Source organism: Stenotrophomonas indicatrix (genome assembly GCF_002750975.1).
GTDB classification, from domain to species: domain Bacteria; phylum Pseudomonadota; class Gammaproteobacteria; order Xanthomonadales; family Xanthomonadaceae; genus Stenotrophomonas; species Stenotrophomonas indicatrix.
On sequence record NZ_PEJS01000001.1, the window covers coordinates 2,742,682 to 2,756,981 of the forward strand.

At 67.3% G+C, this 14,300-nt stretch carries 10 protein-coding genes; 1 reads left to right on the forward strand and 9 read right to left on the reverse strand.

Annotated features, from left to right (window positions below):
• Positions 1–68 precede the first annotated feature (68 nt).
• The 5 genes from glmM to trpB form a co-directional block, all read right to left on the reverse strand.
• A complete protein-coding gene (gene glmM, locus CR918_RS12810; protein ID WP_032975001.1) occupies positions 69–1,433 on the reverse strand; it encodes a phosphoglucosamine mutase in 1,365 nt (454 codons plus the stop codon).
• Positions 1,433–2,308, reverse strand: coding sequence for an acetyl-CoA carboxylase, carboxyltransferase subunit beta (gene accD / locus CR918_RS12815; RefSeq protein WP_032975002.1), 876 nt, complete (start codon positions 2,306–2,308; stop codon positions 1,433–1,435). Before accD ends, glmM begins: the two co-directional genes overlap by 1 nt.
• 208 nt (positions 2,309–2,516) lie before the next feature.
• Complete coding sequence (gene trpA / locus CR918_RS12820) at positions 2,517–3,326, reverse strand: tryptophan synthase subunit alpha (RefSeq protein ID WP_099843182.1); 810 nt, start codon at positions 3,324–3,326, stop codon at positions 2,517–2,519.
• A 1-nt stretch (position 3,327) separates the two neighbouring features.
• The gene (locus CR918_RS12825; RefSeq protein WP_099843184.1) at positions 3,328–4,005 is read right to left on the reverse strand and encodes a hypothetical protein; all 678 of its coding nucleotides are present in this window, start codon (positions 4,003–4,005) and stop codon (positions 3,328–3,330) included.
• Positions 4,002–5,219, reverse strand: coding sequence for a tryptophan synthase subunit beta (trpB, locus tag CR918_RS12830; protein WP_032975005.1), 1,218 nt, complete (start codon positions 5,217–5,219; stop codon positions 4,002–4,004). Before trpB ends, CR918_RS12825 begins: the two co-directional genes overlap by 4 nt.
• Positions 5,220–5,315: 96 nt before the next feature.
• Here trpB and CR918_RS12835 point away from each other — a divergent pair, with 96 nt between their 5' ends.
• The gene (locus tag CR918_RS12835) at positions 5,316–6,203 is read left to right on the forward strand and encodes a LysR family transcriptional regulator (protein WP_099843186.1); all 888 of its coding nucleotides are present in this window, start codon (positions 5,316–5,318) and stop codon (positions 6,201–6,203) included.
• A gap of 52 nt (positions 6,204–6,255) precedes the next feature.
• On the opposite strand, the gene CR918_RS12840 is transcribed toward CR918_RS12835, so the two are convergent.
• From CR918_RS12840 to CR918_RS12855, 4 genes are all read right to left on the reverse strand, one after another.
• A complete protein-coding gene (locus tag CR918_RS12840) occupies positions 6,256–6,906 on the reverse strand; it encodes a hypothetical protein (RefSeq protein WP_238379109.1) in 651 nt (216 codons plus the stop codon).
• Between the two features lie 157 nt (positions 6,907–7,063).
• A complete protein-coding gene (locus CR918_RS12845; protein WP_099843190.1) occupies positions 7,064–8,173 on the reverse strand; it encodes a toxic anion resistance protein in 1,110 nt (369 codons plus the stop codon).
• A gap of 43 nt (positions 8,174–8,216) precedes the next feature.
• Complete coding sequence (locus tag CR918_RS12850; RefSeq protein WP_223486167.1) at positions 8,217–8,915, reverse strand: hypothetical protein; 699 nt, start codon at positions 8,913–8,915, stop codon at positions 8,217–8,219.
• A 5-nt stretch (positions 8,916–8,920) separates the two neighbouring features.
• A complete protein-coding gene (locus CR918_RS12855; protein ID WP_099843194.1) occupies positions 8,921–14,296 on the reverse strand; it encodes a DNA repair ATPase in 5,376 nt (1,791 codons plus the stop codon).
• Between the last annotated feature and the right edge of the window lie 4 nt (positions 14,297–14,300).

Sequence of the window (14,300 nt, forward strand, 5' to 3'; positions counted from 1 at the left end):
TTGCTTGCGGCAGACAGCAACATGGCCGCACAAGCGGCCATGTTGTCGGTTCGATCCAGCGACAGGGTTCAGGCCGCAGCCGCTGTCCTGACCGCCGCCGAAAGCCGGTCCAGGGTGTCCTGCATCAGCGTCGCGTCATCGGCCTCGACCGTGACCCGCACCACCGGTTCGGTGCCGGAAGGACGCAGGAAGGCACGCCCGCGACCGGATACCGCCTGCTGCGCTTCGAGCAGCGCAGCCTGCACGCTCTCGGCCTGCACGGTGGCCTTGGCCGAGACATCGCCAAGGCGCACGTTGACCGTCTTCTGCGGCACCTTGGACAACGGCTGCAGCGCTTCGCGCAGGTTCTTTCCCTGCTGCTTCAGCGCCACCAGCACCTGCAGGGCACTGACGATGCCGTCGCCGGTGGTGGCCCGGTCCAGGCACAGCAGATGGCCGGACGCTTCGCCGCCGAGCACGCCGCCTCCCTCCACCAGTGCCTGATGCACGTAGCGGTCGCCGACGTTGCTGCGCTGGAACGGAATCTGCAGCTCGGCCAGGGCCTTTTCCAGACCGAAGTTGCTCATCAGGGTACCGACCACCGGACCGCGCAGGCGCCCTTCGGCCTGCCATGCGCGCGCCAGGATGTACACCAGGTCATCGCCGTCGACCGGGTTGCCGCGGTCATCGGCCATCAATACCCGGTCACCATCGCCGTCGAAGGCGATGCCCAGGTCGGCGCGGGTCTCACGCACCTTGGCAGCGAGGTTGTCGATGTGGGTCGACCCGACGCCGTCGTTGATGTTGACGCCATTGGGTTCGGCACCGATGCCGATGACCTCCGCGCCCAGTTCGCGGAACAGCAGCGGCGCGATCTGGTAGGTGGCGCCATGCGCGCAGTCGAGCACCAGGCGCACACCGCGAAGATCGAACGCGCGCGGCACGCTGGACTTGCAGAACTCGATGTAGCGGCCGACGGCCTCGCGTGCACGCGAGGCCTTGCCGAGTTTTTCCGAAACAGCCGTGGTGAACGGCACGTCCAATGCGGCTTCCAGCGCCAGCTCGGTGGCATCGTCGAGCTTCTCGCCCTGGGCGGAGAAGAACTTGATGCCGTTGTCGTAATGCGGGTTGTGCGACGCACTGATGACGATGCCCGCGTCCACGCCCAAGGTACGGGTCAGGAAAGCAACGGCCGGGGTCGGCATCGGGCCGAGCAGCTGCACGTCAGCGCCCGCAGCGACCAGCCCGGCTTCCAGCGCGGCTTCGAACATGTAGCCGGAGATCCGCGTGTCCTTGCCGATCACTACGATCGGACGGCGCCCCTCCTGGCCGCGCTGGGCGACCAGCACGCGGCCAAGGGCGTTGCCCAGGCGCAGCACGAAATCAGCCGAGATCGCCCCTTGGCCGACTCGACCGCGGATGCCGTCGGTACCGAAGTACTTGCGGCTCCCCATCAAGCTTCCTCCGGTGCCGGTTCGCGACGCAGCATCGCCAGCAGGTCGGCCAGGCGGTCGCGCAGTTCACGACGGTCACAGATCTGGTCGATGGCGCCGTGCTCGAGCAGGAACTCCGAACGCTGGAACCCTTCCGGCAGCTTCTCGCGCACGGTCTGCTCGATCACGCGCGGGCCGGCGAAGCCGATCAGTGCACGCGGTTCGGCGATGTTGATGTCGCCCAGCATGGCGAACGATGCCGACACACCGCCGGTGGTCGGGTGGGTCAGCACCGAAATGTACGGCTGTCCGGCTTCACGCAGTTTGCCCAGCGCGGCCGAGGTCTTGGCCATCTGCATCAGCGAGAACAGGCCCTCCTGCATGCGCGCGCCGCCACTGGCGGAGAAGCACACGTACGGTGCGCCGATCTCGGCGGCGGTCTCGGCGGCAAGGGCGAAGCGCTCGCCGACCACCGAGCCCATCGAGCCCCCCATGAAGGCGAAATCGAAGGACGAGGCCACCAGGGGACGGCCCTTGAGCAGGCCGCGCATGGCGATCAGCGCGTCGTACTCACCGGTGTTCTTCTGCGCGATCTTGATGCGCTCGCTGTACTTCTTCTGGTCCTTGAACTTCAGCAGGTCGGTCGGCCCCAGGCGGGCAGCGATCTCGGTGGTGCTGTCGGCGTCGAACAGCGCAGCCAGACGGGCGCGCGCGCGGATGGCCATATGGTGGCCGCACTTCGGGCAGACCTCCAGATTCTCTTCCAGCTCCGGACGGTACAACGCACTGCCGCAGTTGCTGCACTTTTCCCACAGGCCCTCGGGGACGCTGCGCTTCTTGCTGGGGGTGTTGTCGGTGCGGATGCCAGACGGCATCAACTTGCTGAGCCAACTCATGCGGGAGGACACTTCCGTTCAGGGCGGCCCGGGGGCCGCAAAGGCGGACAGTCTAGCTCCGCTTTCCCTGCCCGTGCACCCCCTGCCCGGCCTTGGGCCCGCTGGAAAAAACCATGCTGGGACGTACGTTTAGGTGCTGGGTAGCGCCGGGCCATGCCCGGCGGATATTCTTCCGCGCCCCACCGCCGGGCATGGCCCGGCGCTACCATTACTGATCCAACGCCTGCCGCAGCGGAGCCAGGAACGCTGCGGCGCGCTGCGCCGCATCCTCGGTCGAGGTCGCTTCGGCCAGCACCGCCACCAGTGCGCTGCCGACCACCACGCCGTCGGCCTGGCGCGCCATGGCCGCCGCACTGGCTGCGTCCTTGATGCCGAAGCCGGCCACCACCGGCACGCTGGCCCTGGCCCGCAGCGCCTGCAGGCGTGCGCTGGCCGCGTCGCTGTCCAATCGTTCGGAGGCGCCGGTGACCCCGGCAAAGCTGACGTAGTACAGATAACCACGGGCCAGCGCCAGCAGCTTGTCGGCGCGTGCCTCGCTGGTGGTCGGCGATGCCAGCAGAACCAGCGCAAGGCCTGCAGCGTCGAAGGCCTGCTGGGCTTCGCCGGCCTCTTCCGGCGGCAGGTCGACCAGCAGCACGCCGTCCACGCCAGCCGCCACCGCCGCTTCGGCGAACGCCACGTAACCTTGGATCTCCACCGGGTTGAGATAGCCCATCAGCACCACCGGCGTCTGCGTGTCCTGTTGCCGGAACTGCGCCACCGCCTGCAGCACGTAACGGTTGCCGGCACCGCGCGCCAGCGCTCGCTCGGAGCTGCGCTGGATGGTCGGGCCGTCGGCCATCGGATCGGAGAACGGCACGCCCAGTTCGATCACATCGGCACCGGCCTGGACCAGCGCGTGCATCACCGGCACCGTGGCTTCCAGCGAGGGATCACCGGCGGTGATGAAGGGGATCAGGGCCTTGCGCTGCTGCTGGCGCAGGCGCTGGAAACAGTCATCGAGTCGGGAAACAGGCATCTCAGGCACATCCTTCAATCAGTTCAATCGCTTCGCTGGTCCCCCAGTACATCAGGATGACCTTCCCTTCAAACACTTCCAGGCGGATGCCCAGGTCGGAACCCGGATCCTGCCAGGTCAGGTACTCGCCCTGATCGCCGTCGTAGGCATGCGGGCTGGAGACCGGCGCACCGGGGAACTGCGCCACCGCCTGCGTCCGCGTCATGCCGATGCGCAGTCCGAACGGACCCGGCTGGTCGACCGGCGCCTTGGCGTCCTCGCCCGGACCAAGATCGAAACGGACCACGCGGTCTTCGTCGGTCATCATCGACACGCCGGGCGGCAGCCCCTTCCCGTCGTAGTACGCGCAGCTGCCGCCGATGGCTTCGACCGCGCCCATTGCCTTCCACGGCCCGAAGGCCTTCAGGTCGCTCATGTGCTGACCAATCAGCACCTCGCCGGCATGATCCAGCGCCACCGACGCCACGGCGGGCGCGTCATCGCTGGAGACCACAGCCGAGGCCGGTGGATCATCGATGGGCGTGCTCGCAATCGGGTCGACGTCATCGTTGGCCGCCATCGGCTGCGCCGGTTGCGCAGCAGCCTTGGCCGCCGGCGCCAGCACCGGCGGCTCCGGCGGTTGGCACGCGGCCAGGCCCAGCACCAGCAGCACGCCCGTGCTGCGCATCAGTGCGCTCACAGCACCAGCCCTTCGCGCGCCGCGATGGTATGCACGTCCTTGTCGCCACGTCCTGACAGGTTGCACAGCACGATCTGGTCGCGCGGACGCCCGCGCGCGAGCTTCATCGCCTGCGCAAGCGCATGGCTGGACTCCAGCGCCGGCAGGATGCCTTCGGTGTGGGCCAGCAGATGGAAGGCCTGCAGCGCCTCTTCGTCGGTGATGCCGACGTAGCGCGCACGGCCGCTGTCGGCCAGGAACGCATGCTCGGGGCCTACACCCGGGTAATCCAGGCCGGCCGACACCGAATGGGTCTCGATGATCTGGCCATCGTCGTCGCACAGCACATAGGTGCGGTTGCCGTGCAGCACGCCCGGGCGGCCGGCGGCGATGGAAGCTGCGTGGCGGCCGGTGTGGATGCCATCACCGGCCGCTTCAGCGCCGACGATCTCGACCTGGCGGTCGTTGAGGAAGGCATGGAACAGGCCGATCGCATTGCTGCCGCCGCCGACGCAGGCGGTGATCGCATCAGGCAGGCGACCGTACTCGGCCAGCATCTGCTCGCGTGCCTCGCGGCCGACGATGGCGTTGAAGTCGCGCACCATGCGCGGGTACGGGTCTGGACCCGCTACCGTGCCGATGATGTAGAAGGTGTCCTGCACGTTGGTGACCCAGTCGCGCATCGCTTCGTTGAGGGCGTCCTTCAGGGTGGCCGAGCCGGAGGTCACCGGCACCACCGTCGCCCCGAGCAGTTTCATGCGGTAGACGTTGATCTTCTGCCGCTCGATGTCGGTGGCGCCCATGTACACCACGCACTCCAGGCCCAGCCGCGCCGCGACGGTGGCACTGGCCACGCCATGCTGGCCGGCGCCGGTCTCGGCGATGATGCGCTTCTTGCCCATCCGCGCCGCCAGCAGCGCCTGGCCGATGGTGTTGTTGATCTTGTGCGCGCCGGTGTGGTTCAGGTCCTCGCGCTTGAGCAGGATCTGGGCGCCACCGACGTGGTCACTCAATCGTTCAGCATGGTAGATCGGGCTCGGCCGGCCAACGTAATGGGCCAGGTCGCGGTCATAGGCCAGCTGGAACGCCGGATCCTGGCGGGCCTGGTCATAGGCCTGGGCCAGTTCCTGCAGCGGGCCGACCAGGGTTTCAGCGACGAAGCTGCCACCGTAACGGCCGAAGTGGCCCTGGGCGTCAGGGAAGGCATGGAAATCGGCGATGGGAGAGTCAGGCATGGAGACGACCGGTCGTTCAGACAGGTGGATACTCTAGCGCACGGATTGTGTCCGGAAAATGGATATTATCTGGCCTATCCCGTCAGGAAATCTCACATGAGCACGTCACCGCTGCCGCCCTTGAATGCCCTGCGGGCGTTCGAGGCCACCGCACGTCTGGGCGGCGTTGGCCGCGCGGCCCAGGCGCTGCATGTGACCCATGGCGCGATCAGCCGGCAACTGAAGCTGCTGGAAGACCATCTGGGCCTGGCCCTGTTCCAGCGCGCCGGCCGCGGACTGCGCCTGACCGCCGCCGGCACCCGCCTTCAACAGGCCTGCAGCGAGGCGTTCGGCGGCATTGAAGACTGCGTGCGCGAACTGCGGCGGCCAAGCGCGGAGCCGGCCCTGGTGCTGGGCTGCAGCGGCAGCGTGCTGGCGCGCTGGATGATTCCGCGGCTGCCGGCACTGCAGGCTGCCCTGCCCGGCGTGCGCCTGCAGTGGTCGGCCCTGGATGGCAGTTTCACCGAGGCGCAGGCCACGCTGGATGCGGTGCTGCTGCTGGCACAGGGACCATGGCCGCGCGGCTGGCAGGTGCGCGAGCTGGCACCGGAACGGGTGGGTGTGGTGGTGGCGCCCTCGCACCCGGCGGCGCAGCGGTTGCGCCATGTCCCCCCGTCGGCCTTGCTGCGGGAAACGCTGCTGCACACCAGTTCGCGCCCGCAGGCGTGGCCTGCATGGGCGCAGTCGCACGGGCTGGACCCGGCCCAGCTGCAGCTCGGCACCGGCTTCGAACACCTGTACTACCTGCTGGAAGCAGCGGTAGCGGGGCTGGGCCCGGCGATCGCGCCGGAGCCACTGGTGGCCGAGGATCTGGCAGCCGGGCGGCTGGTGGCACCGTGGGGATTTGCCGCGACCGGCGGGTTCTGGGTGCTGGCGCGGCCGGACGGCCCTGTCGATGCGCGCGTGGACGCGTTGGCCGATTGGGCGGTAGCCCAGCTGAAGTGAAGATCGCCGCCACAAAGTGGCCGCCAGGGCAGGCAACCTCGCTTGACGTCGATTACATCCCGTCAGAAAACAGGTCGAGCACGTCAGCACTGACCCAGCCCTGCGCGCAGTTGCCAGCGTAGTGTCCCGGCCCTGCCACGTGGCAGGCTTCGCTTCCCATTTCCTTCATGCCGCTGATGGGCCTGTCACCATAGGTCTCACACAACGCGCTGCCTTTGCACTTGTCGACCGTTGCGGCGGGAATGGCGACCACGTAATAGAAGAGTGGATTCTGTCCGGCACGACCGATGCCCTGTACGCAGACCAGCTGCCCTTTCGACAGCCTTGCGGTCGTCGAAACCCTGCTGCCGGTGCTCGGCACTGCGTCCAGGGTGTCCACGCCCTTGTCCTCGGCAACGCCGGCGAAGAAGCCCTGTTCGCCACAGGCCGGGGAAAGCTCGACGTCGTAGAAATCACCGCTGTCGACGTCACCCGCCGTGCAGCCAGCGCCCTTGCTGGCGTCGCTGCATTTCACCCCGCTGGCCTGGATCAACGCGGCCAACCCGCTGTCGGCCGATGCTGATGCAGACACGGGTGCGGCCGTCGAAGCAGTGGCGGGCGCCGTTGCAATGGTTGGCGACGAAGTGGCCGGGCTCGACGATTCTCCGGCGGCGCACGCAGCCAGAGCGAGCAGCAAACCTGGAACAGCGGCGATGCGGGCCATGCGCGAACGGAGAAGGGGCATATCCATTTGCAACCTCATTGACGGCATGTCGCACCGCAGACGGCGCGCGATGATGGAACGCGCACGGCTGGCACCCAGCCGTGGCAGGTTGGGTGCATTGTGTCCGGCCAGATGCCTGGTGGATGTGGGGTGACCGTTACGACGCCGTCGGCGCCGCCAGGCGCTGCTGCAGGTCCTCGCGCAGGCGCGACAGCTCGACTTCGGCCTGCTGCCGCTGCTGCATGCCCTCGCGATGGATGCTGCGCACTTCCTCGACGGTAGCGATCAGCTGATCGTGGACGTGGCGCAGCGTGGCCACGTCGATCACGCCGCGCTGGTTGCTGCGTGCGATGTCCACCGACGCCTGGCGCATCAGGTCGGCATTGCGTCGCATCAGCTCATTGGTCGCATCGTCGATGGCATTGGCCAGTTCGGCAGCGTTCTTCTGTTCGCCCAGCGACAACTGGATCGCGAACTGACGCTTCCACGAGGGGATGGTGATGTCGCGGACGGTGTTGAACTTCTCGATCAGCTGCAGCGCATTGGCCTGGATCAGGCGGATCATCGGCAGCGACTGGTCAGCCGCGTGCTGCATCAGCTGCAGGTCGGAGACGCGCTTCTCGATCAGGCGGATCGCATTGTCGATCTCGCTCTGGCGGATGCGCTGCTGCGGGTCATCGCTGCCCTGCCCCAGCAACTGCTCGGACTGCAGCTGGGCCAGGCGCTGCTTGCCGGCGGCGGCATACAGGCCCAGCGCATGACGCTCCTCGCGGACGATGTCATGCATGCGGTCGAAATCGCTTACCCGCTTGCCCATCAGCGCCTGTTGCGCACCCACGTCGCCGAGCAGCTGTTCGATCTGCGAATTGGTATCGCTGAACTTCTGCACCAGCTCGCCCTTGGAAGAACGCAGGCGATCGATGAGGCCACCGATCAACGGCACCTTCGAGCGCTGGGAAAAACCATCCAGCTTGAGCTCGCGCGCGATGCGCACCACTTCGCCGAGCTTCTCGCCATTGGCGTCGAGGTCACGGTTGCGCACCTGGTCCAGCAGCTGGCTGGAGAAGGCCGTTGTGCGTGCGGCGGCTTCACGGCCGAACACCTGCAGGTTGCCCGGACGCAGGTCTTCCAGCTCGCGGCCGATTTCGGCGATGCGCGGCAGGTCGTCGCGGACCAGGCCGAGGGCCTTCAACGTGCTGTCATCAAGTTCAGGGGCGGGCGTGGTGGCGGGCACGAGCGTGCCGGAGTTCTGGCTGTCCTGGGTCATCGGGCAGTGTCCTTGCGGTGGATAAGCGGCAGCGGCGGCCGGCTCAGGGCAGTCTAGCCTGAGCAGCGGCTACTTCGTCGTCGATCTGGGCCTGCAGCGTGGCTGCCTGCTCGGCCTGTGCAGCCTGCGCCAGTGCCTGGCGCGCCAATGCGGCCTGGCGCCAGGCCGGCAGCAGGACATCGTGGATGCGGACGAAGCGCTGCAGCAGGGCTTCGTCCTGCTCCTGCAGCAGCCGCCACTGCCCGCTTTCGATGCGTCGCAGCGTGGCAAGCCGCTGCAGATGGTCCACGCGTGGGGCCAGCGCGACCTGCGCAGCTCCCTGTAGTGTCGCCAGCTGCGCGGCGCCGAACGTGGCCCAGGCCTCCAACGCGGCGGCAGCGGCATCGTTGTCGATGATGGCCCGGGCACGCTGCTGCACACGCTGCGCGAGACCCTGCGCCTGCTCGCGCGCCTGCAGCGCCAGCACGCCCAGCTGCGCCTGCAGCCCCTGCGCCTGTGCCTGGCGTTCAACGTCACGGCCGAGCAGGCGCCCCCACCAGCTCTCCTGCCGGCGCAGGCGCGCCGGATCGCTGGCCTGCAACGCCAATGCGATCCGCGCCAGCGCAGCCACCAGTCCCTCGCCTTCCGCGCCGGCCTGCAACGGTGCAGGCTCGGCCAATACCTGCAGCAAGTGGCTGCCGTACGCTGCCAGCGTGGCCACATCGGCGCGCGCCGGAAGCGTGGGTTCGGGCAGGGAGCGCACGCAGGTCACGGCAGTGGCGGCGGCCGTGGGCCGTCATCAGCCACCGTTTCCGGCGGCAATGATTCACCGTAGAAGTGGCGCATCAGCGCTTCGTCCAGCGCACGTTCTTCCGGAGTCGCTGCACGACGCACCCGCGGGCGACGACGCGTGTCGGTCGTGGCCACATCGGCCGTTACCTGCTGCCGGGCCCACCCGGCAAACGCCGCCAACGTCTGCGACAACTGCACCTGCTGTTCCTGCGAGGCAACCAGCAGCTGCAGCAGCGGTGCCAGACCAGCCTGCAGGTCTTCGGCCAATGGCGTGGCTGCGGCCTGCGGTACGGCGGCAGCCGGCGCGCTGGCCGGACGTGCATCGGCCAGGCGCTGCAGCGCTGCCAGCAGGGCGGGCCATGGCGCAGGCTCCGGTGCGACGGCCACCTCTGCCGGCGGTGGCGGTGGCAGCTGCAACGCACTGGCGATGTCGGCCAGCTGCGCGACCACGCGGCCACCGACATCACTGTCACCGGCACCCATTGCCTTGTTGCGCAGGAAATCACGCTTGATCTGCGCCCAGCGTTGCGCGCGTTCTTCATCGAGCACGCCACGCAGCTCGGCCAGCTTCAGCAGATTCTCTTCGGCACCGGTGGTCAGCAGCTGCGCTTCGCCCAGGTAGTGGTCGGAGATCAGCTGCTGCAGCTCGTCGTCATTCATCACCGGCGAAATCTTCTCCGCCAGCTTGTTCATGTTGCGGTAGCTGCCCTGCAGGCGGAAGGGCGGCTCGGTGCGATAGCGGTCATCCTGGGCAGCGCTGGCGATGTACTGCTGGTTGACCTTGTAGACCACATCGCGGACCTGCAGCATGCGCTGCACGGTGGCGGTGATCTCGTTGATCTCGGCGCCGCTGTAGGCGTGGCTCAAGCCGTTGGTGGACACATCCTTGCCCATCGCGCGGTCGACCAGCAGGTACAGGTCGGCCATCTCGCGCGTGGCCAGCGGCGCCAATACCGGGTTGGAGGTCAGGCTGTTCTCGATGTAGCTGAGCGTGAAGGCTGCTTCCATGCCACCGAGCACATCGCCCAGGTTGTAGATGTCGGCACGGTTGGCCAGCATGTCCGGAATCTTGAACACTTCGCCGGATTCGGTGTACGGGTTGCCGGCCATGACCACGCAGAACTTCTTGCCACGCATGTCGTAGGTGCGCGTACGGCCGCGCCATACGCCTTCGATGCGGCGCGTGCCATCGCACAGCGAGATGAACTTCTGCAGGAACTCGGGGTGCGTGTGCTGGATGTCATCGACATACAGCATGGTGTTGTTGCCCATCTCCAGCGCCAGGTTGAGCTTTTCCAGCTCCTGCCGCGAGGTGGCGTCCGGTGCCTGCTGCGGATCCAGCGACCGCACTTCGTGGCCCAGCGCCGGGCCGTTGATCTTCATGAAGACCAGGCCGAGGCGATGTGCCACGTACTCCATCAACGTGGTTTTGCCGTAGCCGGGCGGCGAGATCATCATCAGCAGGCCCATCAGGTCGCTGCGCTTGTTCTCGCCAACGGTACCCATCTGCTTGGCCAGGTTGTCGCCGATCACGCCGAGATATACGTCGTTGATCAGCTTGTTGCGCACGAAGGACGACAACGGCCGGGCCTTGAACTCCGACAGCCGCAGGGTTTCGCGTTCGCGACCGATGATGCCCTGGCGCACCGCCTGATAGGCATGGAAGGCCGGTACGAACGCCTGCAGGTGATGCTGCAGGCGTGCCAGGAAATCGTCCAGCGACACGGTCAGGCTGCCGTTGTGGATGCGGGCGTGTTCACCCAGCAGGCCGCTGACCTCCGCCTGCAGCGGTGCATCGCTGGCACGGGTGCGCAGCTGTCGCTGCACCAGCAGCAATGCCGCTGCTTCTTCGACATAGCCGGCATGCGCCGACTGTGCCGGCAGCCCGGCGAGCGCCCGCAGCCATTGCCCGGCCAATGCCCAGCGCATGGCCAGCGGATCCTGCGAGCGCTGCAGCGCACGTTCAAGCGCATCACGCTGGCCCGCCTGCTCCAGTTGCTGCGACAGCGCGTCCAGCAATGCCTGCGCGTGCCGGCTGGTGCTGAACACCGGCTCGCCGGCCACCAGTTCTTCGCCCAGGTATGCCGCTGCTGCATCGGCGGCGGCGGCATCGAACGGCAGTGCATGCGCGAGTGCATGGTCATGCAGCGCCTTGGCCATTTCCGCACGCAGGGCCTGGCGCCCCTCATCGGAACCGAACAGGCGCGCGATGGCCTCCGCACCGGCCTGCCGGCCGGGCCACTGCGCCACGGCTTCATCGCGTTGCCGCGCGGCCCAGAACAGCAGTGCCAACGCACGCACATGGGGCGAATGCCGCAGCGGTCCGGCGGCCTGCTGCAGCGGCAACAGCGCGCGCAGGATCAGGGCGGCGTCATGGTCATGGATACCGCGCTCGTAGCCCTCGCGGTAACGGGGCGCGGCAAAGGCGCGGACCCGCTGGCCCAGCGCTTCCGGTTCGGCTGCATCGTGCTGCAGCTGGGCCAGGTCCAGGCCATCGCGGCCCTCCTCCGCAGCCAGCAACAGGCACCCGGCCAGGTATTCGCCACGGTAGATCGCTGCCGATTCCGAATCCAGGGTCACCGGCCAGAACGGCTTGAGCGCATCAAGCTCGGGATCGTGCAGGGTCTCCAGGAAATCGGTGCCTGTGAGGTGGATGGCGAGGGTTTCACCCCGTGGCAGCAGGGTCAGGTCCAGCGCCTGGGTGTTCACGCTGAATCGATGGCGCGGACCAAGGCGGACCACGTTGCCGCCGGCCTCGTACAGGTCGCTGCGGTCGCGCAGCTGGCGCACGGCCTGGTCGCGCACGCCCTTCAGGCGCGCCTCGACATCGTCTGCCTTGACGTTGTCGCGCAGCGCACGCAGGCGCTCGGCCAGTTCACGCAGCTTGAGGATCAGCGGATCGCCGGCGAAGAAAGCGTTGAGCTCGTCGGCCGTGCCGAACCGCTCGGTACGCTTTCCGAGGCCATCAAGGATGCGGTTGGCGGCATCGAGCACCGAGCGCGCCTTGCGCTGGCGATCGTCCAGCAGGGCCTGCTTGTGCGTATCGAAGGCTTCGACCAGCTCTTCGCGCTTGCTCAGGATGTCGCCGAGGAACTGCTCGTGCTCGCCGAACTGGCTTTCCAGTTCTTCCAGCTGCACCAGCAGGCGCGACAACTGTTCGTCGGCCCGCTCAGGGTCGCTGGCCATCGCCAGCGCGCTGGTGATCGACTGCGAGAACAGGGCGAACTGGGCGGCGAACTGGGCCACGGCTTCGGCCGAACCCAGCGACTTGCGGCGCTGTTCGGCGCGTGCGCGTGCCTGGTTCAGGCGCCCGTACAGCAGCGAGATGGATTCGACGACGCGGGTGCGCGCGGTCGCATCGTCGACCTTCAGCCCGGCCATCAGCTCGGACAGCATGTCCAGATCGCCGGCCATGCCGCGCAGGCCGTCCAGCTGCTCATCCAGCTGGCGTGCACTGGCGGCCTGCTGTGCGGCTTCGTCCAGCGCCTGCATGCGGGCGGTCAAGGGGGCCAGTGCTGCATCGCCGGCAAGGAAGGCACCGGTGGCGGCGCCGACACGGTCGTGCGCCTGCACCAGCTCGGCGGCCATCGCCTCGATGCGCGCGGTATCGATGTAGCGCAGTTCGCGGATGGTCAGCAGTCGACCGCGCAGTGCGGTGATCGCGTTGAGCGCTTCGACGAAGGCCTGCACCTCGTTCCAGTTTTCCGGCTGCAGCCGGCCCAGCAGCGCCTTGTGCGTGGCCTCGGCCTCGGCCATTGCCTGGGCCGACTGCTGGCGGATCGACTGCACCTTTTCGTATTCGTCCAGCACCGATTCGCCGGTGGCACTGATCTGCCGCAGCAGGGCCTCGGCGCCATCGCAGGCCTCGTCACCCAGCCAATGATGCGCATCGAAAAGCCGCCGGGTGTCGGCTACCAGGCGCTGGTAGCGCTGCACCGATACATCCTGGCCGTCGATCTCGCGCGCCAGGTTGAACAGGTTGGAGATGCCGCGAACCAGCTCGGCGTTGCCGATGCGCCCCATGAAGGTATTGCCGGGCGGACGGCTGGCGGCGAACTCATCGCTGCTGAAAGGCGTCTGCCAGACCTGCATCGGATGGATGCGGGTCGGCTCGGTGCCTTCGGCATGGAACAGCACCATGCGCCCGTCCTGCATGAAGGCATAGCCGTGGCCGAACACGGGGTTCTGCAGCACGCGCTGGATGGTGTTGTAGACGAACAGCGCCGAACGCCCGCCTTCGCGCTCGTAGAAGATGTACAGCACGTCCTCGCCGTTGGGCGAACGGATGCTGCGCTTGAACTGCATGCCATCCATCGAGGCGTCGAACGCCTTGTGCTCGCCACCCTGCAGGTAATAGCCGCCGGGGAAGATGATGCCGTGGTCTTCGGGCAGCTGCACGCAGGCCTGGACGATGGCATCGTTGCGCACGATGTCGCCGGTAAGCGTGTTGTAGATCAGTCCGCGCCATTCGGTTTCGCGGTAGGGCAGCACTTTCAGCAGCACCAGCGAGCCGACCCGGGCGAACTCGAACTGGGCGTCGTCCAGCGACTGCGTGCTGTCCTCCACCGGTTCGCTGTAGATGCCCTGCCCGGTTTCGGTGTTGTTCTCCACCTTGATGGTGAGATCGCCACCGGTGGTTTCCACGAACAGGGTATCGAGGATGTTCAGATGCGAATGGCGGCCGTTGACGGCAAGGTCGCGCGTGGCGCGGGTCCATTCGAAATCGAAGGGTGGCGGCAAGGCGATGTCACGCTCGCCGCGCGCATCGAGATAGGTCAGTTCACCTTCGCGTGACAACGCCCAGCGGAACACGCGCACGTCGCTGCTGCGCTCGCCGATCTGGAACGAGGCAAGCAGCTTGTCGCCCACCACGATCAGCTGCAGCAGGCGCGCATGCTTGTAGTACGCGTACAGCTCGTTGAAGTCATGCACGAAGCCGGGCTGGTCGAGGAAACTGCCCTTCAGTTCAAGGGCAGCGACGTCGTAGCCATCAGCGCCCTGTACCAGCCGGTACAGACCGAACACATCTTCGATGCGGGTCTGGGTCTTGAGCCCGATGAACACGTTGTAGCCGAACAGCAGGCGATCCGGGCCGACCTGGACGATGTCGCGGCCGACACAGTTGTTCTCGCTGCGGATACGGAAACGGCCGACCACCTCCAGGCGGCTGTCGCCGAACTCGGCCAGGCGCTGGCGGTTCAGCTGCTCGGCAACGGCCTGCAGGCGCTGGCCCTGTTCGCCGAGACGGCGCCGCAGGACTTCATAGGCGCCGCCCTGGGCTACGGCCTGGTCGACGGTATCGCCGGCAGCCTCTGGTGCGACGGACTCGGTGGACGGTTTGGTTTCGGACATCAGC